We start from the raw sequence: 20113 nt of genomic DNA, 5'->3' as shown, positions 1-20113 counted from the left end.
GTTTATCCCGATACCCACAGGCATGGTGCCTCCTATGTCGGGATCGATAAGCCCACATGCAACCCATTGAGTCCAATATGATTTGCGGACTGATGTTTATCCCCCTGAACGTCCCGTGGACGCGCCCATAAATGCCGGTTTTCCTCCCTAATATATCTCGGATTGCGTCTCCCAAAAAATTCGTATAGTGCATGCACAATACATTATGGCCGGAGGAGTTTCATAGTGCAACAGGCAGTTGACCAGGCGGCGTTCTCGCTCGCCTCACTTGAACGGTTCTGCCGCGAGGTTTTTTCCGCATGCGGTGCCAATGATGCAACCGCTGACGCGGCGACGCGCGCGATGATGCACGGCACGCGCTACGGCGTGGATAGCCACGGCGTCCGCCTGCTCGCGCATTATGTGACCGCTCTCGTGGGCGGTCGCGTCAACAAGACGCCCAATCTCAAGGCCGTGCGCAGTTTCGGCGCCATTGAAACGCTCGACGCCGACGATGCCCATGGCGCGCTGGCAGCTTATACCGCCATGGATCGCGCCATCGCACTCTCCGATCAGTTCGGCATCGGCGCTGTTGCCATTCGCAACAGCTCGCATTTCGCTGCCGCCGGAGCCTATGCGCTGGAAGCGGCGCGACAGGGCCGCATTGGTATCGCCGTCTGCAATTCCGACAGTTTCGTGCGCCTTCATGATGGTGCAATGCGGTTCCACGGCACCAACCCGATTTCGGTCGGCGTACCCACCACCGACGAAAATCCGTGGCTTCTGGATATGGCCACAAGCTCGATCCCCTATAACCGCGTGCTGCTCTATCGCAGCCTCGGTGTTGAGCTGCCGCAGGGCACCGCCTCCGATCTCAACGGTGTGGATACGCGCGATGCGGAAGCGGTTGAAATGCTGGCGCCCCTTGGCGGCGAATTCGGCTTCAAGGGCGCAGCATTGGCCGGTTTTGCGGAAATTCTCAGTGCCGTTCTGACCGGCATGAAACTCAGCTTCGATATTGCCCCTATGGGCGGCCCCGATTTCTCCACGCCGCGCGGCATGGGGGCTTTCGTTCTGGCGATCAAGCCGGAAGCCTTTATCGAACGCGATGTCTTCGATGCGGGCATGACCCGTTATCTCGAAACATTGCGCAATTCACCAGCCCGCGAAGGCTGCACCGTCATGGCTCCCGGCGACCGCGAATGGCGCGTTGCCGAAGAGCGCGAAAAAAGCGGTGTAACCATCGATCCGGTGACATGGCAGTCATTCGGTGAAATGGCTGAAAAATACGGCGTGACCTTGCCCGCCTGACCCAGCCGGTCATAAGCGCAAAACCAAACCGTCAGGGCGGTTACAGCACTGCAAACGCTCTGACCATCATTCGAACTGCGAAGACGTATCCCGGGAGGATATTGGGAATGAACACATCAAACAAGGCGCCATTCGGCGCCAGCCGCTTCCGGTATTTCATACTTTTCATGTGCTTTATCGGCATCGCGATCAACTATCTCGATCGCGCCAATATGAGCGTGGCGCTGCCCTTCATCGATTCCGAATTGGGCCTCAACCTGACCAACACGCAGAAGGGCCTCATCCTTGGTGCCTTCTTCTGGGCCTATGACGGCATGATGCTGTTTGCAGGCTGGATCACCGACAAGCTGGGCGCGCGCAAGAGCTTTTCGCTCGCCGCCGTCTGGTGGTCGGTCTTCACCGCCGTCACGCCGCTTGCCAACAGCTTCTGGACCTTCTTCACCGTCCGTTTCTTCCTCGGCGCGGGTGAAGCCCCTGCCTATCCGGCAGCGACCAAGGCGGCTTCGCGCTGGTTCCCGAGAAGCGAACGCGCTTTCGCAACCGCTGTGATCGATTCCGGTTCGCGCGTCGGCACGGTTCTCGCCCTGCCGATCGTGACCTCGATCATCGCTTTTGCGACCTGGCATTATTCCTTCGTCATTCTGGGTGCTGTCGGTATCGTGTGGGCGTTCTTCTGGTACGTCACCTATCGCGATCCTTCTGAACATCCGCGCGCCAATGATCTGGAGCGCCAGTACATCATCCAGAACGGTGCCCGCACCGATGATAATGACAGCGCAGAAGCACAGAAGATCCGTTGGGCCGATCTGTTCCGCTATCGCACCGTCTGGGGCATGATGCTCGGCTTCTTCTGCCTGAACTTCGTCATCTACTTCTTCCTGACCTGGTTCCCGACCTATCTGAAGACCGCACGCGGCCTGAACCTTGCTGAACTTGGCCTCTATGGCATGATCCCCGGCCTTGCCGCCGTCGTCACTGCCTGGATCGCAGGCCTTCTGGCCGACCGCGCCATCCGCAACGGCGCCAATGTCACCACGGTTCGCAAGATCGTCATGGTCGGCGGCATGCTGGGCGGTGCCGCCATTCTTCCGGCAGCGCTGGTTGAATCGCTCTATGCAGCTTTGTTCTTCCTGGCGATTTCCTATAGTAGCCTCGCCATTGCAGCGACCGCGATCTGGTCCCTGCCAGCAGACGTTGCACCAAGCTCGCGCCATGTGGCTTCCATCGGCGGCATCCAGAACTTTGCTTCGAACATCGCGGGCATCATCAGCCCGTTCCTGTTCGGCTTCCTGCTGGATCAGTTCAACGGCAGCTATACGCCGTCCTTCCTGATGGCCGCCATCATGGCCGTTGTCGGTGCATGCTCCTATGCATTCATCGTCGGTCGTGCAGAGCCTCTGCCGATCCTTCCTCCCCGCTCGTAAGATCATCAGCGAGCGCTGACTGAAAAAGCCCTCATCCGGGTCATCCGGGTGGGGGCTTTTCTATTTGATAATCACGAACGCAGCGCCGAGGCCGGGCTCATGCGCAGTGTGAGAAATGCCGGAACCAGAGACACGATGGCTGCAACGAGAATAAAGCCACCAGCGCCGTAAAGGTCATCCACTGAAAATTCGACAGGCATTCTCACAGCCGTTGCCGCCGTCAGCCATGCTGTGATGACATGCGCGGCAGCGTAGCCGATAGAGAGGCCCAGCAGGATGCCGAGCACCAGCAGGAAGAACAGCTCACCCCAGACAATCGCCATCACCGCACTGACCGGTGCACCAAATGCCCGCAAGGCACCGATCTGGCGCTTGCGCGCACCGATATGCATGACCGCAACCAGCAGCAGCGCGAAAACGACAATCACCTGCGTGCCGATGGCAATTCCGAGCAAAAGTTTGCGCGCATCGCCCAGCGTGGAATAGAGCCGCGTCAGCACTTCCGCCGGGAAGATCGACAATGTCGTATCGGACCTATATTCCTGCCGAAGGCGATAGGCATCGGCAATCGTCTTCGGCTTGACCAGAACCGCTGGAATGCCCGGACTGCTGGCATCGAACTGTTCATCGAGCGGCGCATCGACATCGATCCGGGCATCGTGAATATGGGTATCGTTCGGCCCGATCACCGCGAGCGAGCCTTGCGCGTTCTTCACAGCCGCATCTTCGTGGTCGTCATCATGACCGCCCATGCCGTGCAATTGCCACACCGCACGAATGGGAACGAGGATCGCGCGATCCCACGCGGTTCCCGTCGGAGCCATCTTTCCGCTGACGTGATAGCTCAATTCCGCATGGGCGTGACCGCCCGTTTCCACCGTGCCGTGCATCGGATTAACCCGACCGCCGATCGGCAAATCCACCGCAGACCCGATAACCGCCTCACCCAGCCGGGCAAAAATAGCGCCTTCCGCCAGTACGGGCGACAGGGCTGCAATCAGTTGCGTCGTTGTCCCGACAATGGGAAAGCCCATCGCGCTATCGCCAAAGCCAATCGGCGCAGCGAAAGCGACACGCGGATCAGCAGTAAGCTTGCCAAGCATCGCGCCCGACATCAGCGGCAAGGGCGATGGTTGCAGGAACACCGATGACAAGGTCAGCTGGGTGTCGCTTCCAGCCGCCCCCACGACCAGATCGAATTTCTCCGACGCGCGCGCCGTGCCGAGACGCACAGCGCGCTCCTGCAATGTGACCACCGTGCTCAGGGCAACGGACAGCGCCAGCAGGATAATCACCGCAATGGCTCCGCTCCAGAACCGGCGCAGATCGGCAAGGATGAAAGCGATCATGTCGTGCCCTGCCCCGCAGCGTCTTTCGTTATGCGGCCACCCTCCAGAAAAATCTGCCGCCGCAGGCGCTTCATCAATTGCGGATCATGCGTGACGGCAATCAGCGTGGCCCCCTGGGCGCTCGCAAGCTGCACCAGAAGTTCTGCGATTTCCGCGCCGGTCTTCTGATCGAGACTGGCGGTCGGCTCGTCGGCAATGATGACCCGCGGCGCGGGAAACAGCGCACGTGCAATGGCGACACGCTGCATCTCGCCACGGGAAAGCGTTTCGATATGCTGGTCGGGCCGTTTAATGCCGACCGTTTCCAGAAGCTCCAGCGCCCGTTCGCGCCGCACCGGCTTGACTGCTCGGCTCAGTTTCGCGGGCAGCAGGACATTGGCAATGGCCGACAAGCCCGGAAAGAGATGAAAATCCTGCATGACGAGCCCGATATTGCGAGCCCGGAAAGCATCACGTTGAAAAGCCGACAGGCTGCTGAATGCCGCGCCGTCCCACATCACCTTCCCCGTTTTGACGGCCTCAAGCCCGGTGATCGCGTTGATCAGCGTGCTTTTGCCAGACCCCGACGCGCCTGCGATTGAAAGATGCTCGCCTTGCGGCAAATGGAAATTCTCAATGGCAAGTGCAGGTTCCCGGAGGCCGGGAAACCGCACTTCCAACGCGGAAATATCCAGCGAAAGACCGGAGCCATGGTCAGTCGGCATATCAGACCGTTGTGAAGGAAGCATCGCGCATGCGTAGCTGGCTAACAAATCCTGTTTCAGGATCGGTCCACGACCCGTATTCCAGCGTGCCGCGCGTGAGGATCGGCGCGTTAAACTGCACGAAAGTCTGCTTCGCCGCGAGATAGACCACGACGATATTGTCCGGCCAGTCGGAATCCGACGAGCAGAACGGGCAGATCGACATTGGTATCTCGGTCAGCACGAAGAAATTGGCTTCCGCCTTCAAGGGCGGTGCCATGAAGCCGCTGATGGCAACCTGCTTTCCAGCGGACTGTTTGACCTGATCAGAAAACTCAAGGCCCAGCACGCCGAAGCTCTTATAGAGATTGTTGAAGCCGAGTTGCTCGGCAGCCCGCGCCTGCGGGATAGCTGTCGCCAGCGGCATGGCCAGTGCGCCAAGCATCACTTGTCGGCGGCTAAGATGGTTCCGGTTGAACATCGGACGCTCCATCAATTGCGGACAAGCGGCGCGAGCCGCCTGCCCTGTTTCAGGATAAGCCTTCCTATTCGGACTTCGGCTTGCCAAGAGCAAAAGCATCGGCAAGGACGCGATACACATCGCTCTGTTCCATATAGCCGCGCAGCCCTTCGGAGCCGGGGCCCGTCGCCTGAAGCACGATATCGTCTACCGCGTGAACGCCGGTATCCTCGTCTTTCGGGATGTTGCCCTGCACGAATACCGCGCCCGGCACATCCTTATAGGCTTCATTGGCGACATACTCGCCCTTTTCGTTCTTGATGGCCGGAACGAACGGATCATCCAGCTTCGGCCGGAAGGTTTCATAATGATCCGGGCCGTTATTCGCAGCCATGAACAGGCGGCGCGAAACGTCCACGCGATCCGGATAGCCGTCTCCGTCCTTGTCTTCATAGTTCGGGAAACCAGCCGCATCATAGGTGCCAACCTTGGCGCGCATTTCATCGCCCGGCTTGTCATCATCGACCGTACCGATAATCGCTACGCCATGGGTGTGGTCGCCAGTCACGACGATCAGCGTATCCGGGTTGTTCTTGGCGAATTCCTGCGCCACACCGACAGCCTTGTCGAACTCGATCGTGTCGACCAGCGCCCGCTCCCAGTCGAGCGGGTGGCTCATCTTATCGATCGAAGCGCCTTCCACCATCAGGAAGAAGCCTTCCGGGTTCTTGGAGAGCTTGTCGAGTGCCGCCTTGGTCATGTCGACCAGGCCCGGCTGGTTCGGGAACTTGTCGACAGTGCCCTTCTTCAGAAAGTCGCGATCCAGCGTCACATCCATATTGCCGGTGTGAAACAGGCCAAGCAGGTTCTGCTGGTTGGACTGCCCGGAAGCGGCCAGCTCGTTCTTGTCGGTAACGATGGCATAACCTGCGTCACGGAACAGCTGGATATAATCCTTGTCGTCCTTGCGCTTGGAGCCCGGAACATCCTTACTCAGGAAATAGGCCGAACCGCCGCCCAGAAGCACATCGGGCTTCACATCGTAGAACATGCCGACAATGTCTGCCTTGTCGGAACGCTTGCGCGTGTGGGAAACCAGCGCGGCAGGCGTTGCATCTTCGACTTCTGACGTGGAAACGATGCCGATGGATTTTTTCGTCTGGCGGCGTAGCGCTTCGCCGATTGTTTCGACCTTCGGGTCATCCTGACTCGCCGGAGTGCGGTCAGCATAAACGCCAAGTGCGTTCACCCGCGCTTTGTGGCCGGTCATGTAAGCCGACATGGTGTTGGCGCTGTCGGTCGCAATCGAATGGGTCGATGACGTGCCGATAAAGGCAACCGGCGGAACATCATCCATATTGAGACGGCCATTGGCCTTGCCACCCGCCATGCCCTTGGACATGATGCGCGCGCCGGTGCGATGCGCGACCGAAAGACCATCGGCCACCAGGAAGATGATGTTCTTGGCTTTCGCTTCCGTCGCGGTCGGGTACACATCCCAGGTGACGGTCTTTGTCTCGGCGCCAGCCGTGATTTCAACCTTATAAGCGCCCGGCTCCGCGATTTTCAGATCGCGCAGAATGAGGGCTGAGCCGAGAACCTTGTCCTCGCTCCCCTTTTCTTCCGCAACGAATTCGGCCTTGGCGCCAAATACCGTTTCGTAATCCTTGCCGTTGACGGTTACCTTGACCTCTTCCGGCTTCACCACCTTGTCGAGTTCCACTTTGAAATCGAATGGCGAGCCGACCAGAATCGTGGCCCTGTCGAGCGGATAAATATCGGCGGCATCGGCAGCGCCGCTCAAAATTGTTGCGGACGCGAGAGCGAGCAAAAGCTTACGCATGTTGGAAATCCCTTCCTACAAAGTGTCAGGTCTCCATAAGCAAGCTAGATGACGCGCATATAACGGTTTTGCATTTGTGATCGGAGGCCCACAAAGGCCCGCTTCAACGGCGTGGCAAAAGCGGTAAAAAACCGGTCGTTTCGTCCGCGGAATGGAAAATTTCAATGCAATGAGAATAAACAAGATTTTATCGCATATGAAAGCTAATTCCGCGTTAGGTTTTCCTAGCGCGACTAGTTCAAAACCCGATCTAAAGGGGGGAATTTACCGCTGAGACGAGCTAGGCGCTCTAAAAAGGAATCTCTCTGGCGATGCTTTGGATGGTAGCGCGAAGAAGTTAAAAAATCTACAGCGCTTAACCAAAAAGCACAAAAATCATCGTTCCTTGCGAAAGGGCCAGTGAAACTCGACTGGAAACTCGAATCGTGCATCGGAACTGTTGAACAGCTTTTCCGAGAAAAATCCAGTTCCCGTTGCAGGAGCAATTTGGCTGACGCGCCCCTGCCCTTTTAGCGCTGGTCACTTCATTTCAGTACCACTGTGCGGGGCGCATCCTGCCGGATATGAACCGGACAATCGGACGCCAAGGCGCACTTGACGATTCGGGCATCCATCCCCGCCTAAAAGCGTGGACGATGACAATAAATGACTCCACCTGCGGTCGCCAGCATGCCGCTTGCAATGATAGACTGCCGTCTAATTCCAATAAAAGTCTTTAAAAACAATTCGATAAAGCAATTTGATTCGGAAGGATAAAATTCTTCGTAATTTTTAATTGCCTGCTAACCCTTTGTTAATTCGGGCAGCCCTTGCGATACAAGAAGAATCGGACATAATGACGGTATTTAGGCGGTATTAGTTCCGATGCCGTCACTAGGGATCCCAAGTCAATGAATATCGCAAATTCAACAGCAGCAGTGTCGTTTGACGACATGATATTGACGCAGGGGAGAGAAATCTCTCGCAAGCTCAATCTGCTGCGCCATGAAAACTTCCCACCGGATGCGCGGAAGAATCTGCGTCAGTTTTCTATGGCCGAAGCTGCGTATTTCCTTGGCGTCTCCCCCAGCAATCTGAAGAAGCTACACCTCGAGGGCAAGGGCGTCGAGCCGACTATACTGACAGGTGGACGCCGCGCCTATAGCGTGGACCAACTGCATGAACTGCGTTTGTGGCTTGACCAGAATGGTCGCGCCGAAGTGAAGCGTTATGTTCCGCATCGCCGTGCCCATGAAAAGCTTCAGGTCATCGGCGTTGTGAATTTCAAGGGCGGCTCCGGCAAGACCACGACCGCGGCGCATCTGGCGCAGCATCTCGCCTTGACCGGTCATCGTGTGCTTGCCATCGATCTCGATCCGCAGGCCTCTTTATCGGCACTGCACGGTATCCAGCCAGAGCTGGATGAATTCCCGTCGCTTTACGAAGCCATTCGTTACGATTCCGAAAAGAAGCCCATCCGCGATGTCATTCGCCGGACGAACTTTCCCGGTCTCGATATTATTCCGGCCATGCTGGAGCTGCAGGAATATGAATATGACACGCCTTTGGCCATGCAGAATGGCGGCGAGGGCAAGATGTTCTGGAACCGCATCGCGACGGCTCTGGCCGAAGTCGATGATTCCTACGATGTGGTCGTTATCGACTGCCCTCCCCAGCTTGGCTATCTGACGCTGACGGCATTGTCCGCTGCAACATCGGTATTGATCACGGTTCATCCGCAAATGCTCGACCTTATGTCGATGTCGCAGTTCCTGCTGATGCTCGGCGATATTCTCAAGACTGTGCGGCAGGCGGGCGGGGCGGTGCAACTCGACTGGTTCCGCTATCTGATTACTCGTTATGAACCGACCGACGTACCGCAGGCCCAGATGGTCGGTTTCATGCAGAGCATGTTGGCGTCGCATATGCTCAAGCATCAGATGCTGAAATCGACGGCGATTTCGGATGCCGGCCTGACCAAGCAAACGCTTTACGAAGTCGAACGTTCATCCATGAACCGCGGCACTTATGACCGCGCGATGGAAGCCATGGAAGCGGTCAATTCGGAGATTCGCGGGCTTATCCACGAAGCATGGGGGCGTTAGACTGCCGTCTAAAACGGCAAATACGCAATAAAATCAGGTCTCTGACCGGTTTAAGGAATAGAGAATGGCACGGAAGAACATATTTGACAGCGTGATGCGGAACGAACCGGCGGCGGAACAGCCTTCCCAGCCGGTCGATGCCATATCGCGCCGGTTCGGCGCTGCCAAATCGCTTTCCGCTTCGATTGATGAACTCGCCAAGCAGGCTTCACAAAGGCTGGATGGCGAAACTGTCGTTGAGCTTGATCCCAACAATCTTGATGCGTCCTTTGTTGCCGACCGTCTGCCTGAAGCCGACGATCAGGAATATCAGGAGCTTCTCGAAGCCATTCGCGAGCGTGGCCAGGACAGCCCTATTCTGGTGCGTCCGCATCCTGAGACCAGCGACCGTTATATGATCGTCTTTGGCCATCGCCGTGCCCGTGTTGCGCGCGAGCTGGGCCTCAAGGTCAAAGCCGTTATCAAGCCGCTTGCCGATCTGGAACATATTCTGAGCCAGGGCCAAGAAAACTCGGCGCGCGCCAATCTCAGCTTCATCGAACGGGTTTTGTTTGCGGCACGTCTAGAAGCGCTTGGCTTTGAGCGTGAGGCTATTCAGGCCGCTTTGACCATCGACTATCAAACCCTGTCGAAGATGCTGACCATTCCGAAGGCCATACCAGAAGCCATTCTTCTGGCCATCGGTCCTGCCAAGGGCATTGGTCGTGATCGCTGGCTTGAACTGCGTAAGCTGATCGAAATTCCCGGCAAACAAGACGCTGCAGAAGAACTGATGGCGACCGCTGCATTCAAGGCAGCAACGTCGGCTGATCGCTTCGAACAGCTTTACGGTTATCTGAAGGGCGCCCGTCAGAAGAAGTCCGTCACCAAGGCCGCTTTGCGCCCCGGTGCGACATGGACCGCTTCGGACAAGTCCGTCAGCGCCACAATCAAACAGAACGGCAAATCGGCAACGCTGGCTCTTGGTGCAGCCAATGGGCCTCGCTTTGCCGAATGGCTCTCGCGTAATCTGGATACGCTTTATGCGTCCTTCCAGAACGACGAGAAGTAACAAGCTTTCGGATTGGAAAGCGGTTTCCGCAGCCCGGTCCAGTGTCTGAGTACGATTATCTGCGTATCTGTATCGAGACGATCAAGAGCATTCCCAGCGAAACTCCGAAACGGTTTTGCGGGTCATGCAGGCGTAAAATTGAAGAGATGAGTGGTAGCCAATAATCCGGTTGGAAAATCGCTCAAGCGAAAAGGAACGAGATAGCAAAAGAAAAAGGCCCCCAAACGTCGCCGCGTGGAAGCCCTTCTCATTGGTTTAGCAGCTAGAGAATCGCAAATCCACGAATCACTGTCAAGTGTCTTAAGCGTCTTTTCGGCGGGTGGATTTCTTTTGCCTTGTGGAAGGTGAAAGAAAATGGAGATGCATTTGGCTTCGACGCCGTTTGGCAGTCGACCGATGACGGCTGCCTTGTTGGCAGCGCAACGCAATGCCCGACAAATGCCGCAAGACCTTGCCGTCGATAAGTGGCAGATGCATCGCTGGCTGTGCGAAGCAAAGACGATTTATGGGTTGAATGATCGCTCACTGGCGGTTCTGTCAGCATTGCTGTCCTTTCATCCGGACAATCATCTCAAAGCCAATGAAGGCCTGATCGTCTTTCCATCCAACAAGCAATTGGCGTTGCGTGCCCATGGCATGGCGGACGCTACATTGCGGCGTCATCTCGGCGCGCTGGTCGATGCCGGTTTCATCACGCGTCAGGACAGTCCGAACGGCAAGCGTTATGCGCGTCGGGCCAAAGGCGGCGAGTTGCAAATTGCATTCGGCTTTTCGCTCGCTCCTTTGCTGTTGCGCGCCGAAGAACTCGAAACGTCCGCCGAGCAGGTGAGGGCCGAAAAGGCTGCTTTGCGCGAGCAACGTGAACGCTTGACCTTGCTGCGTCGCGATATCGCCAAGCTGATTGAATTTGCCATGACGGAAAACCTTTCCGGTGACTGGTCAGCAATCAACCAGCGCTTCCGAGCCATTGTCGATACGATTCCACGCCGTGCGGAACGCGATGAGCTGGCTCTGTTGGTCGCCGCAATGGAGACACTTTCGGTCGAAATCAATAAGCTGTTGAATATTCAGCAAAATATCGAAAATTTGAGCGGCAATGAGTCTCAAAATGAGCGGCAGCAAATTGAATCGAATCCAGATTCCTATTTTGAAAAGGACAGCGTTTCACAAATCGACCAGCGCCGGATGATAACCGACAAGGCGCAACCAGAACCGACGGTCTCTCTCGATATGGTTCTGCGCGCCTATCCAGAGATTGAAGCCTATTCATCGAGCCCGATCCGCCAATGGCATGGACTGATGAATGCCGCAGAAACCGTCCGCAGTTTCATCGGGATTGACGCCAAACTTTATGATTTGGCTAAAAAGACGCTTGGAAACTATAATACGGCCATCGCAATTGCCTATATTCTCCAGCGTTATGATCAGATTCGATCGGCAGGCGGTTATCTGCGGATATTGACGGAAAAGGCTGCGGATAGTGGTTTTTCGATCAAGCCGATGATGCTGGCCGCGCTGAATGCACAACGCCGCGCCCAATAGGCAGTAACAGCAAATTTATCAAATATAGCGTTTCTAAGAGGCGAAAAAGGAGAGTAATCGATACCGAAAGTGCTTAGTGCTACGCAAGACAAGGAAACTAAGGAAGATATTATATGTTCCTAATATTTCAACAACTTGCATTTGGAAGCACCATAGGTCTGATCAATGTTGTTCTGCATGCTTTAGCAACAATCCTGGTTATCAGGACGACGCGACTTCTCCATAAATCCCTGCGGAAATACGCTATGTTGGCGCTGATATCGACAATGTCGGTTGCCGCGTCGGTTTTGCTGGCAACACAGGTCATCGAAATCATTATATGGTCGGCGTCCTATACTATGGTTCTCGCCATACCCGCCGGGGCAGACGCGCTCTATTTTGCTTTCGTGAATTTTACCTCGCTCGGGTATGGAGATATAGTTCCGCTCGCACGCTGGCATCTCATGGGCCCGATGACCGCAATGAATGGCGTTTTGCTCTTTGGCTGGTCTACAGCGGTTCTGTTTCAGGTCCTGACTTTCGCGTTACAAAACCAGAAGACGCCGCGCTTTATTCCAAGACTGGCCACTGACGAGTAGGTCAAATAGCCAAGTAAGGGCGTCTCATCCGACAACCGTAATATTTGAGAACGGAGTATCCGTGCGGTGAATTTGACTATCGATTTCATCAAATATGTTTCCATCGTTTTCATCGGTCTTCTGCCGATCATGAACCCCCTCACGACATTTCCGCTCTATATGGCTTTGACCAAGCGGATGAGCGTGGAGAACAAGCGCAAACAGGCCGTCAAAGCCTGTATCTACGCGTTTTCGATCCTGACGGCATTTTTGCTGCTGGGCAGGGGATCATCGCGCTGTTCAATATCTCGCTTCCGGGCATCCGGGTCGCAGGCGGCATCATCATCATGATCCTGGCGCTGCGGATGATCTTCTCTGGTGAAGACACTTCGTCGGAGGTCAATGTCGAGCCTTCCGAGATCAAGAAGGCGGAAATCGATTATTCGTTTTCGCCACTTGCCATGCCCAGCCTTGCGGGGCCGGGGTCGATTGCCGTGGTGATGAGTTTTGGTTCGCAAATTCCTGCCGAACACACCATCATCGGCCATATTATCGTGATCGTGGCCATTCTGCTGACGGTCAGCATCGCTTATGCGGCGCTGTCATCGGCAACGTTCCTCGAAAGAATGCTCGGCGATCACGGCATGCAGGCGATCACCAAGATCATGGGATTTCTCCTGACCTGCATTGCCGTGCAGTTTCTGGCCTCCGGCGTTCACGATTTCTATATCGAGTTCGCCAAGCTGTAAGCGTTCATCTCATTCCATGGCGATGCTGTGATCGACTTCCTGCGCAACCTTTGGCTTGCGGAGCAAAAGAACGAGCGGCATCGCCAGAAGCGACATCAGCATCAACAGCTTGAAATCATCGATATAGGAAATGATTGTCGCCTGTTCGGAGATGATATTGTCCAGAAGCGCCCGTCCGGCAGCTGTTGTCGGATTGAGATATTGCGAAACGACAGCGCCATCGAAATTATGATTGAACGGCGTGACATAGGCGCTGATAGCGGCATGGTTGGCCTGCACATTTTCCGTCAGCAGCGCTGCAACAATCGATATGCCAACGCTTGATCCGATGTTGCGGGACAGATTATACAGGCCGGTCCCGTCGCCGCGCAGATGCGCGGGGAGGGTGGAAAAGGCAATCGTGGTCAAGGGCACGAACAGGAAGCCCAGACCTGCGCCCTGAATGAAACCAACCCGCACAATGGTCCACTGCGAAACATCGGGCGTCCAGCCCGTCATTTCATACATGGCCCATGCCGTCAGTCCGAGACCGGTCAAAAGCAGATAACGTGAATCCACACGGCCAATCAGCTTGCCGACCAGAAACATGCAAGCCATGGTGCCCATGCCGCGCGGTCCCATCACGATGCCGGCTGTCGTCACCGGATAGCCCATCAAGGTCTGGAGATATGGCGTCATCAGCGCCAGCGATGCCAGATAGGTCACGCCGATGATGAAGATGAAGAGCATACTCACCGCAAAATTGCGGTCGAGAAACAGCTGCGGTTTGACGAAAGAATTTTCTGCCGTGAATGTATGCACCACAAGCAGGTAAAGGGCTGCTGCGCAAACCAGCGACTCGATGACGATTTCGCTCGATGAAAACCAGTCCATCTGCTCGCCGCGGTCAAGAAACAATTGCAGTGAGGCAATGGCGAGACTGAGCAGGCCGAAGCCGGTCCAGTCGAGACGCGCCGTCCGGTCTATCCTGGTTTCAGACACAAAGACCATGATGCCAACGAAAGCCAGCGCACCAATCGGCACATTGATGTAGAAAACCCAGCGCCAGCTCATATTGTCAGTCAGCCAGCCGCCAATGACAGGCCCCAAAACCGGGCCGACCATCACCGAAACGCCGAAAAGCGCCATGGCGGAGCCACGTTCTTCCAGCGTGTAGATATCGAGCAGAATGCCTTGCGACAGTGGCACCAGCGAAGCGCCGAACAGGCCCTGCAACAGCCGGAAACCGACAATCTGCGGCAGGGATTGTGCAAGCCCGCACAGGACGGAGGCCAGCACGAAGCCCGCAATAGCCGCCAGCAACACGCGCTTGCGACCGAATTTGGCGGCCAGAAAGCCGGACGGCGGCGTCATGATCGCAGCCGCCACAATATAGGAGGTCAGCACCCAGTTGATCTGGTCGGCGCTTGCCGAAACGCTGCCCTGAATATAAGGCAGTGCGACATTGGCAATCGTCGTATCCAGCGCCTGCATGATGACCGCGAGAATGACGCAAGCGGTGATCGCGCCGCGATGCGCGACGATGGACGCGCCGGAAATGGCGACGTTAGACATGGTTTCCGCCACCGAAGAGATTGGTAATGAAGCGCGGCAGACCGCGCGGATGGCCGGTATCGACCTCCACATTCACGCTCATGCCGAACCGCAGCGGCGGTTGGCCGTTCTTGTTGTCGATGCTGACGCGCATGGGGATGCGCTGCACGACCTTGACCCAGTTGCCGGACGTGTTTTGCGCCGGCAGCAGCGAGAAGCTGGAACCCGAAGCCGGGCTGATACTGGCGACTTTGCCCTCCCAGCGGGCATCGGGATAGGTATCGACCGAGATCGTCACCGGCTGGCCGGGTTCGATCCCGGTCAATTCGGTTTCCTTCGGATTGGCGGTGATCCAGAGATGATCGGACGAAACGAGCGAAAAAGCCTGTTGCGCGGCTTGCAGATAGGAGCCGACCTGCAAGCTGTTCACATTGGTGACGATGCCGTCGAAGGGTGCACGAACTGTCGCGTCATCAAGCTGGCGCTGGGCTTCATCGAGCTTGGCCTTGGCCTGTAGAAAAAGCGGGTTTTGCTCCACCGGTTGGTCCGCATTGCCGCCGAGCTCGGCCAATGCCGACTGGGCTTGCGCCTTCGCCACGGCAACCTTCTGCTTGGCGGCATCGAGGTCGTGTTTCGCCTGATCGAAAGTCGCGCGCGATGACGCGCTGGTCGCCACGAGATCCTGCTGCCGCTTGAAGGTCGCCTGATAGAAGGGCAGATCGGCCTCGGCCTGCGTGATTTCAGCAAGCGATTGCTGATAGCTGGCCTGAAGCGCAAGAATCTGATTGCGCACATGGCCGAGTTCGGCCTGAGCGCCTTCAAGCGCAATGGCAAAGGAATCCGGCTTCAGGCGAAACAACACCTGTCCGGCTTTGACCAGCTCGTTTTCATGTACGTCAATACCAGCGACAAGGCCCGAAACATCGGTCGAAATGCCCACCATATCGGCCTGCACATAGGCATTATCCGTCGAAACATAGCGCCCGCCAGTAACGTAGAAATAGCCGCCGACAACAAGCGCCAGCGGCAGAAGAGAAAACATCATGCGGCGGCGCCTTAACCTGCGGCGAGCGGCAATATCGCTTGCGCCGGGCTTTTGGGCCGCGTCGGTGGCCGCTTGCGGCTGTGCGGACGGACCCGTGCTTTCAGCGCGGGTTTCCCGACGTGCTTCAGGCTCATCCCGTTCGATAGTGGCGGGATGTTTTACGATATTGGACGTGTCAGTCATGATCTGTATCTTCGTTGACGATTTCAGGACTTACGGGAGTCCGGCAAGCCCGAGAGAGATTGTCTTTCATCGACAGGAGGGTCTGGATCAACTGCTCCTGTTCCGCCTGCGAAACACCTTCAAGCGCCTCGGCCCGCGTCTGGCCGCCGAGTTCGCGCATAACTTCCAGAAGCGGCATAGCCGCCTCGCATATGAAAATCAGATGCGCACGCCGATCGGTCGGGTGGGGTCGTCTTTCGACAAATCCCTGTTCAACGAGCCGGTCGAGAATGCGCGTGAGAGTTATAGCCTCCACGTCCAGCAGATCAGCCAGACTGCGTTGCATGATCCCGTCATTCTTCGAGAGGAAAGCCAGCGTTTGCCACTGGGCCCGTGTCAGGCCAGTTCCGCGTGCGCGCTGCTCAAAACGTTTGCGAAGAAGGCGGGCCACATCATGCAACAGAAAACCGAGAACGCGGGTGTCCGTCACTTGTATGACCACTTATTTATAAGCTACCTTATTATTTGTAGCTTATGACAAGTGTCTTGAATATGGCAAGCGAATTGGATCGCAGGCAGCGGCCCGCGATTTCACAATCACGTGACAACTTGTTGGGAGGGGGCGTTGCCAGTCAGTGCGCTGCTTGCGGCGTGACGGCTTCCAGCCATTGCGCGCGATAAGCGGTATAGACATTGCCGGAAGCGTCATTATCCGGCTGATAGGTTCTGCCGTGCTTTTCCTTCGGCGTCGCACCCGCCAGAAGCCCGGCGCCGGTGGCCGTACCGGTTGATCCGGCAATGGCTTCAACCTCGCGTCCGGAGAAATTCGCCAATGCTTTCAGATAAATGGGATTATCGGAAAAAGGGCCTTCGACCACAATTGGTCCCTTGGCGCCCAATAGGCCAAGGCAACTTTCCGTCATCAACGCGGCATAGATGCAGGCGGCTGCATAACGTTCGCCATCGCTCGCCTGATCCGCATTGCGCCAGCGCAGATGCGTGTTGGGGAAAGGGCCACAGTTCGGAACGGCGGAAGGCAAAGCCATGATCCCGTGATGCAGAATCTGCGCGGCAAGGGCATCGTATTCGGTGGGGGAGGGTCTTTGCAGCCCTTCGGTCATCAGATCGAATTCGCGCCCGCCCATATAACGCGCCGAAGGCACGGCCCGCCCATAGGCATCGACATTGGCGAGCGTATCGCGCGTCGGGTCCAGCTGGTCGAGTTTGCCGCCCACGGCAAAGCTCACCACCCAAGTGCCTGTCGAAACCACCGAAAACGCGCCTTCGCGATCCATCAGATGGGCGAGCAGCGAAGCATTGGAATCGTGAATGCCGCAATGCACCGGAACGGGGGAGGGCAGTCCTATATCCGCCGCGATCGCCGGCAACAGCGGCCCAAGCGCGTCGAAGGCGGAGCGCAGCGGCGGGAATTTTTCGCGAATGTCCAGACGGTCGACAAGCGCCGAAAAAGCAGATTGCTTCGGTAGCCACAAATCCGTGTGACAGCCAAGCGACGTGACTTCTGACGCGGCAATGCCGGTCAGACGCCAGGCCCAATATTGCGGATAGGTGAATATGAAATGCGTGCGCGCAAAATCGGCGGGGAAGGCCGTTTTCAGATAGTGAAGCTGCGCACCGAGATTAAGGCCAAGCGACAGGGTCGGCGAAAAAGTATCGCGAAAGTCCGGTTTTATGGCTGCATAGGCGGCACGAATCTCGGCTGGATATTCAAGCTCATAGTCGAGTACCGGCATTGCCAGCGTGCCGTCTTCAGCAACGAGGGCCGCCGATGCGCCATGCGTGGTGATGGAAATGGCATCGAAACCCGGCTCCAGCGCAAATTCCGAGAGACTTGCCAGAAAGAAGCGCCATAGCGCCTCGATATCATAATGCGGATAGGGGCCGTCGCGAAGTACAGTGTTCGGCATGCGGCGCGCGGCAATTTCCTCGCCGCCTGCCGCATCGAGTATGACGACTTTGGCATTGGTCTTGCCGATATCGAGAATGGCAATGCGCTTCATGACATGTGAAACACTGGCTTGAGATCGATAGAAACCGGCGAATTATCGGGGTTTGTAGCCATGATATCGGCCATGCGCGCCCACCATTTTTTCATCACTGGATGGTCGGGCAGGGCGGCCATGCCGTGACCGGCGCTGCGCGTCAGCACGCCAAACAGGCTATTGGTTTCTTCATCGAGATAGATGGCATAGTCCGACACGCCTGCCGTGTGCAGAAGTTCGACCAGTTCCGGCCAGATTTCGTCATGGCGGCGGCGATATTCCGCCTCCATGCCGGGATTAAGCGTCATGCGAAATGCATAGCGTTCAGCCGTCATGCTTTGCGCCTCGCTCTGAACTGCCGGATCAGGATCGGCAGCGAAATGGTGATAATCAGCAGAAGGCCGATGAAGATCGACATGACGATGCCCGGCACATTGAGAAGGCCTAGCCCGAAGGTCACGAGGCCCATCACGAAAGCGGCAATCACCACGCCGACAATGGTGCCTGATCCGCCGAGGATCGATACGCCACCCAGTACGACCATGGTGACGATTTCGAGCTCCCAGCCTTGTGCAATCGAGGGGCGCGTGGAGCCGAGGCGCGAGGTCAGGCAGACGGCAGCGATGCCGCTCATCACGCCGGTCATCAGGAAAAGCACGAATTTGGCTTTTTCAACCGGAATACCAGAAAAGCGCGCCGCGAATTCATTGTTGCCGATGGCATAGACACGGCGTCCGAAGCTGGTGGCATGCAGCAGAACGCCAAACAGCACAGCGAACAGAACGAACAGCGCAAATTCGAACGAGATTACCCAGAACACATAGCCCTGTCCGAAATAGGCAAAGCTTTCCGGATAACCGCCAAAGGCCTGATCGCCGAGCACGATATAGGAAATACCGCGGAAAAGGCTCATCGTGCCGATGGTCACGACGATAGATGGCAGCTTCAATCCGGCCACCAGCCCGCCATTGATGGCACCGCAGACAAGGCCGGTGCCGATGCCGATGGCGACCAGACCCGGCGTGCCGACACCAGCCTGCGCAGCCGCGCCCATTACGGTCGAGGACAGTGCAATGATTGCGGCGACCGAGAGGTCGATTTCACCGGAAATGATCAGAAGCGTCATCGCAAAGGCGATCAACGCCTTTTCGGTGAAGTTGAACGTGGCGTCGGAGAGGTTCCACGCATCGAGGAAATAGGGCGAGGCGAAGGAATTGGCGATGAAGATTGCAATCGCCACGCCAAGCAGCAGCATTTCCCAGCTGGCGAAGATGCGCGAGAAGGGCGTGCCTAGGCGGTCTGGAATGTGACGGCGCTTGTCGTTCGTACCAGTCTCGCTCATGCCGCTACCTCCTCATAAGTCTTCGCGGCCTTGTCGCGCAGGATGATTCGTCCGCGCCGCTTTTCCTGCCGCGCATTGAAAATCACCGCCAGAATGATGACGGAACCGGAGATCGCCATCTGCCAGAAGGGCGAAATGTCGATGACCGGCAGCGCGTTCTTGATGACGCCGAGAAAAAGCGCGCCCAGAACCGCACCGGCTACCGTGCCGATGCCGCCAAGCGTCGAGATGCCGCCGATGACGCAGGCCGCAACGCTGTCGAGTTCGAAACCGGCGGCCACATCCACATAGGCGACGGCATAGCGCGACACCCAGAGATAGCCGCAAAGCCCGGCGAGCGCGCCCGAAAGCACGAAGGCGAAGAAGCGCGTGCGACCCACATCGATGCCGGTATAGACGGCCGCGGTCGGATTGCCGCCGGAGGCATAAAGAGCGCGCCCGAAAAATGTCCGTGTCAGCAGCACATAGACGAGCGCGACGATCAGGATTGCCGTCCAGCCGAGGAGCGGCAGGCCGAGAAAAGGCGTGCGTGGCGTGTTGAGAAAGGGGGCCGTCATCTGGTGCGCGTTCACCCAGGCGCCGCCGGAGAGCACGAAGGCCATGCCGCGATAGATGGTGAGCGTGCCAAGCGTGACGACAATCGCCGGAATGTTGAGCTTCCAGACGAGAATGCCGTTGATCGCGCCCAGAACAGCGCCAATGCCGATGGCAAGCACGATCAGCAGCACCAGCGGCAGACCGGGATAGGTCGCGTTCAGCATCGCCACGGCCATGCCGGTAAAGGCGAGATTGGCAGCAACCGACAAATCGATCGACTTGGTCAGGATCACCGCCATCTGTCCGAGCGCGATGATGATCAGGATCGACGTGTCGTTGAAGATGCCCGCCAGATTGCCGACGCTGGCAAAGCCCGGCGCACGGCTGGCGAACAGGCCAACCAGAAGCGCGATGATGACGAGGAGCAGGAGTTCCCGCTGTTTCAGCAATTGTTTCATG

At 56.9% G+C, this 20113-nt stretch carries 19 protein-coding genes; 8 read left to right on the top strand and 11 right to left on the bottom strand.

Annotation, left to right across the window (positions count from 1 at the left end; genetic code table 11):
- Positions 1 to 225: 225 nt before the first annotated feature.
- Both WIX40_RS05390 and WIX40_RS05385 read left to right on the top strand, forming a co-directional pair.
- A complete protein-coding gene (locus WIX40_RS05390; protein ID WP_109366830.1) occupies positions 226 to 1290 on the top strand; it encodes an Ldh family oxidoreductase in 1065 nt (354 codons plus the stop codon).
- A gap of 107 nt (positions 1291 to 1397) precedes the next feature.
- Positions 1398 to 2714, top strand: a complete 1317-nt coding sequence (locus WIX40_RS05385; protein WP_109366829.1) for an MFS transporter — start codon at positions 1398 to 1400, stop codon at positions 2712 to 2714.
- A 71-nt stretch (positions 2715 to 2785) separates the two neighbouring features.
- Here the strand turns inward: WIX40_RS05385 and WIX40_RS05380 are convergent, their stop codons facing one another.
- The 4 genes from WIX40_RS05380 to WIX40_RS05365 all read right to left on the bottom strand — a co-directional run bounded on the left by WIX40_RS05380 (position 2786) and on the right by WIX40_RS05365 (position 7049).
- Positions 2786 to 4063 carry an FtsX-like permease family protein gene (locus tag WIX40_RS05380; RefSeq protein WP_339438990.1) on the bottom strand — a complete coding sequence of 426 codons (1278 nt, stop codon included), beginning with the start codon at positions 4061 to 4063 and terminating at the stop codon, positions 2786 to 2788.
- A complete protein-coding gene (locus tag WIX40_RS05375; protein WP_339438988.1) occupies positions 4060 to 4767 on the bottom strand; it encodes an ABC transporter ATP-binding protein in 708 nt (235 codons plus the stop codon). Before WIX40_RS05375 ends, WIX40_RS05380 begins: the two co-directional genes overlap by 4 nt.
- A 1-nt stretch (position 4768) precedes the next feature.
- The gene (locus WIX40_RS05370; RefSeq protein WP_121538412.1) at positions 4769 to 5227 is read right to left on the bottom strand and encodes a hypothetical protein; all 459 of its coding nucleotides are present in this window, start codon (positions 5225 to 5227) and stop codon (positions 4769 to 4771) included.
- A gap of 64 nt (positions 5228 to 5291) precedes the next feature.
- Entirely contained in the window at positions 5292 to 7049 is a 1758-nt protein-coding gene (locus WIX40_RS05365; RefSeq protein ID WP_339438986.1) for an alkaline phosphatase, read from the bottom strand.
- An 890-nt stretch (positions 7050 to 7939) separates the two neighbouring features.
- Here WIX40_RS05365 and repA point away from each other — a divergent pair.
- The 6 genes from repA (at position 7940) to WIX40_RS05335 (ending at position 13032) form a co-directional block, all read left to right on the top strand.
- Complete coding sequence (gene repA, locus WIX40_RS05360; RefSeq protein ID WP_171317939.1) at positions 7940 to 9133, top strand: plasmid partitioning protein RepA; 1194 nt, start codon at positions 7940 to 7942, stop codon at positions 9131 to 9133.
- 64 nt (positions 9134 to 9197) lie between these two features.
- Entirely contained in the window at positions 9198 to 10184 is a 987-nt protein-coding gene (gene repB, locus WIX40_RS05355; protein WP_121538408.1) for a plasmid partitioning protein RepB, read from the top strand.
- 354 nt (positions 10185 to 10538) lie between these two features.
- Positions 10539 to 11726, top strand: a complete 1188-nt coding sequence (gene repC, locus WIX40_RS05350; RefSeq protein ID WP_339438983.1) for a plasmid replication protein RepC — start codon at positions 10539 to 10541, stop codon at positions 11724 to 11726.
- 245 nt (positions 11727 to 11971) lie between these two features.
- On the top strand, positions 11972 to 12304 hold the full coding sequence (locus WIX40_RS05345; protein WP_235858967.1) for a potassium channel family protein: 333 nt from the start codon (positions 11972 to 11974) through the stop codon (positions 12302 to 12304).
- Between the two features lie 66 nt (positions 12305 to 12370).
- The gene (locus WIX40_RS05340; protein ID WP_339440950.1) at positions 12371 to 12634 is read left to right on the top strand and encodes a MarC family protein; all 264 of its coding nucleotides are present in this window, start codon (positions 12371 to 12373) and stop codon (positions 12632 to 12634) included.
- The gene (locus WIX40_RS05335) at positions 12520 to 13032 is read left to right on the top strand and encodes a MarC family NAAT transporter (RefSeq protein WP_339440948.1); all 513 of its coding nucleotides are present in this window, start codon (positions 12520 to 12522) and stop codon (positions 13030 to 13032) included. The genes WIX40_RS05340 and WIX40_RS05335 overlap by 115 nt, the downstream gene beginning before the upstream one ends.
- Before the next feature lie 9 nt (positions 13033 to 13041).
- Here WIX40_RS05335 and WIX40_RS05330 read toward each other — a convergent pair whose 3' ends face one another.
- The 7 genes from WIX40_RS05330 to WIX40_RS05300 all read right to left on the bottom strand — a co-directional run bounded on the left by WIX40_RS05330 (position 13042) and on the right by WIX40_RS05300 (position 20112).
- Positions 13042 to 14586 (bottom strand): DHA2 family efflux MFS transporter permease subunit, encoded by a 1545-nt coding sequence (locus tag WIX40_RS05330; RefSeq protein ID WP_339438980.1) that lies wholly within the window; start codon positions 14584 to 14586, stop codon positions 13042 to 13044.
- Positions 14579 to 15793 (bottom strand): HlyD family secretion protein, encoded by a 1215-nt coding sequence (locus WIX40_RS05325; protein ID WP_339438978.1) that lies wholly within the window; start codon positions 15791 to 15793, stop codon positions 14579 to 14581. Before WIX40_RS05325 ends, WIX40_RS05330 begins: the two co-directional genes overlap by 8 nt.
- Positions 15786 to 16262 carry a MarR family winged helix-turn-helix transcriptional regulator gene (locus tag WIX40_RS05320; RefSeq protein ID WP_339438976.1) on the bottom strand — a complete coding sequence of 159 codons (477 nt, stop codon included), beginning with the start codon at positions 16260 to 16262 and terminating at the stop codon, positions 15786 to 15788. The genes WIX40_RS05325 and WIX40_RS05320 overlap by 8 nt, the downstream gene beginning before the upstream one ends.
- A 142-nt stretch (positions 16263 to 16404) precedes the next feature.
- The gene (locus WIX40_RS05315; RefSeq protein WP_339438974.1) at positions 16405 to 17793 is read right to left on the bottom strand and encodes an FGGY-family carbohydrate kinase; all 1389 of its coding nucleotides are present in this window, start codon (positions 17791 to 17793) and stop codon (positions 16405 to 16407) included.
- The gene (gene rhaM, locus WIX40_RS05310) at positions 17790 to 18110 is read right to left on the bottom strand and encodes an L-rhamnose mutarotase (RefSeq protein ID WP_339438972.1); all 321 of its coding nucleotides are present in this window, start codon (positions 18108 to 18110) and stop codon (positions 17790 to 17792) included. Before rhaM ends, WIX40_RS05315 begins: the two co-directional genes overlap by 4 nt.
- Positions 18107 to 19117: an ABC transporter permease gene (locus WIX40_RS05305; RefSeq protein WP_339438970.1), complete on the bottom strand. Its 1011-nt coding sequence runs from the start codon at positions 19115 to 19117 to the stop codon at positions 18107 to 18109. Before WIX40_RS05305 ends, rhaM begins: the two co-directional genes overlap by 4 nt.
- Positions 19114 to 20112 (bottom strand): ABC transporter permease, encoded by a 999-nt coding sequence (locus WIX40_RS05300; protein WP_078338170.1) that lies wholly within the window; start codon positions 20110 to 20112, stop codon positions 19114 to 19116. Before WIX40_RS05300 ends, WIX40_RS05305 begins: the two co-directional genes overlap by 4 nt.
- Position 20113 lies beyond the last annotated feature (1 nt).

Origin of the sequence: Ochrobactrum teleogrylli (genome assembly GCF_037482325.1) — a bacterium.
Lineage (GTDB): Bacteria > Pseudomonadota > Alphaproteobacteria > Rhizobiales > Rhizobiaceae > Brucella > Brucella teleogrylli.
The sequence above is the reverse complement of the archived record's forward strand: the minus strand, read 5'-3'. Positions and strand labels throughout refer to the sequence as shown.

Excerpts from the sequence above, each read along its gene's own strand:
- WIX40_RS05330 (WP_339438980.1), bottom strand. The coding sequence starts at position 14,586 with ATGTCTAACGTCGCCATTTCCGGCGCGTCCATCGTCGCGCATCGCGGC.
- WIX40_RS05325 (WP_339438978.1), bottom strand. The coding sequence starts at position 15,793 with ATGACTGACACGTCCAATATCGTAAAACATCCCGCCACTATCGAACGG.
- WIX40_RS05345 (WP_235858967.1), top strand. The coding sequence starts at position 11,972 with ATGTTGGCGCTGATATCGACAATGTCGGTTGCCGCGTCGGTTTTGCTG.
- repB (WP_121538408.1), top strand. The coding sequence starts at position 9,198 with ATGGCACGGAAGAACATATTTGACAGCGTGATGCGGAACGAACCGGCG.
- repC (WP_339438983.1), top strand. The coding sequence starts at position 10,539 with ATGGAGATGCATTTGGCTTCGACGCCGTTTGGCAGTCGACCGATGACG.
- WIX40_RS05380 (WP_339438990.1), bottom strand. The coding sequence starts at position 4,063 with ATGATCGCTTTCATCCTTGCCGATCTGCGCCGGTTCTGGAGCGGAGCC.
- WIX40_RS05315 (WP_339438974.1), bottom strand. The coding sequence starts at position 17,793 with ATGAAGCGCATTGCCATTCTCGATATCGGCAAGACCAATGCCAAAGTC.
- WIX40_RS05370 (WP_121538412.1), bottom strand. The coding sequence starts at position 5,227 with ATGTTCAACCGGAACCATCTTAGCCGCCGACAAGTGATGCTTGGCGCA.
- repA (WP_171317939.1), top strand. The coding sequence starts at position 7,940 with ATGAATATCGCAAATTCAACAGCAGCAGTGTCGTTTGACGACATGATA.
- rhaM (WP_339438972.1), bottom strand. The coding sequence starts at position 18,110 with ATGACGGCTGAACGCTATGCATTTCGCATGACGCTTAATCCCGGCATG.
- WIX40_RS05385 (WP_109366829.1), top strand. The coding sequence starts at position 1,398 with ATGAACACATCAAACAAGGCGCCATTCGGCGCCAGCCGCTTCCGGTAT.
- WIX40_RS05300 (WP_078338170.1), bottom strand. The coding sequence starts at position 20,112 with ATGAAACAATTGCTGAAACAGCGGGAACTCCTGCTCCTCGTCATCATC.
- WIX40_RS05305 (WP_339438970.1), bottom strand. The coding sequence starts at position 19,117 with ATGAGCGAGACTGGTACGAACGACAAGCGCCGTCACATTCCAGACCGC.
- WIX40_RS05375 (WP_339438988.1), bottom strand. The coding sequence starts at position 4,767 with ATGCCGACTGACCATGGCTCCGGTCTTTCGCTGGATATTTCCGCGTTG.
- WIX40_RS05365 (WP_339438986.1), bottom strand. The coding sequence starts at position 7,049 with ATGCGTAAGCTTTTGCTCGCTCTCGCGTCCGCAACAATTTTGAGCGGC.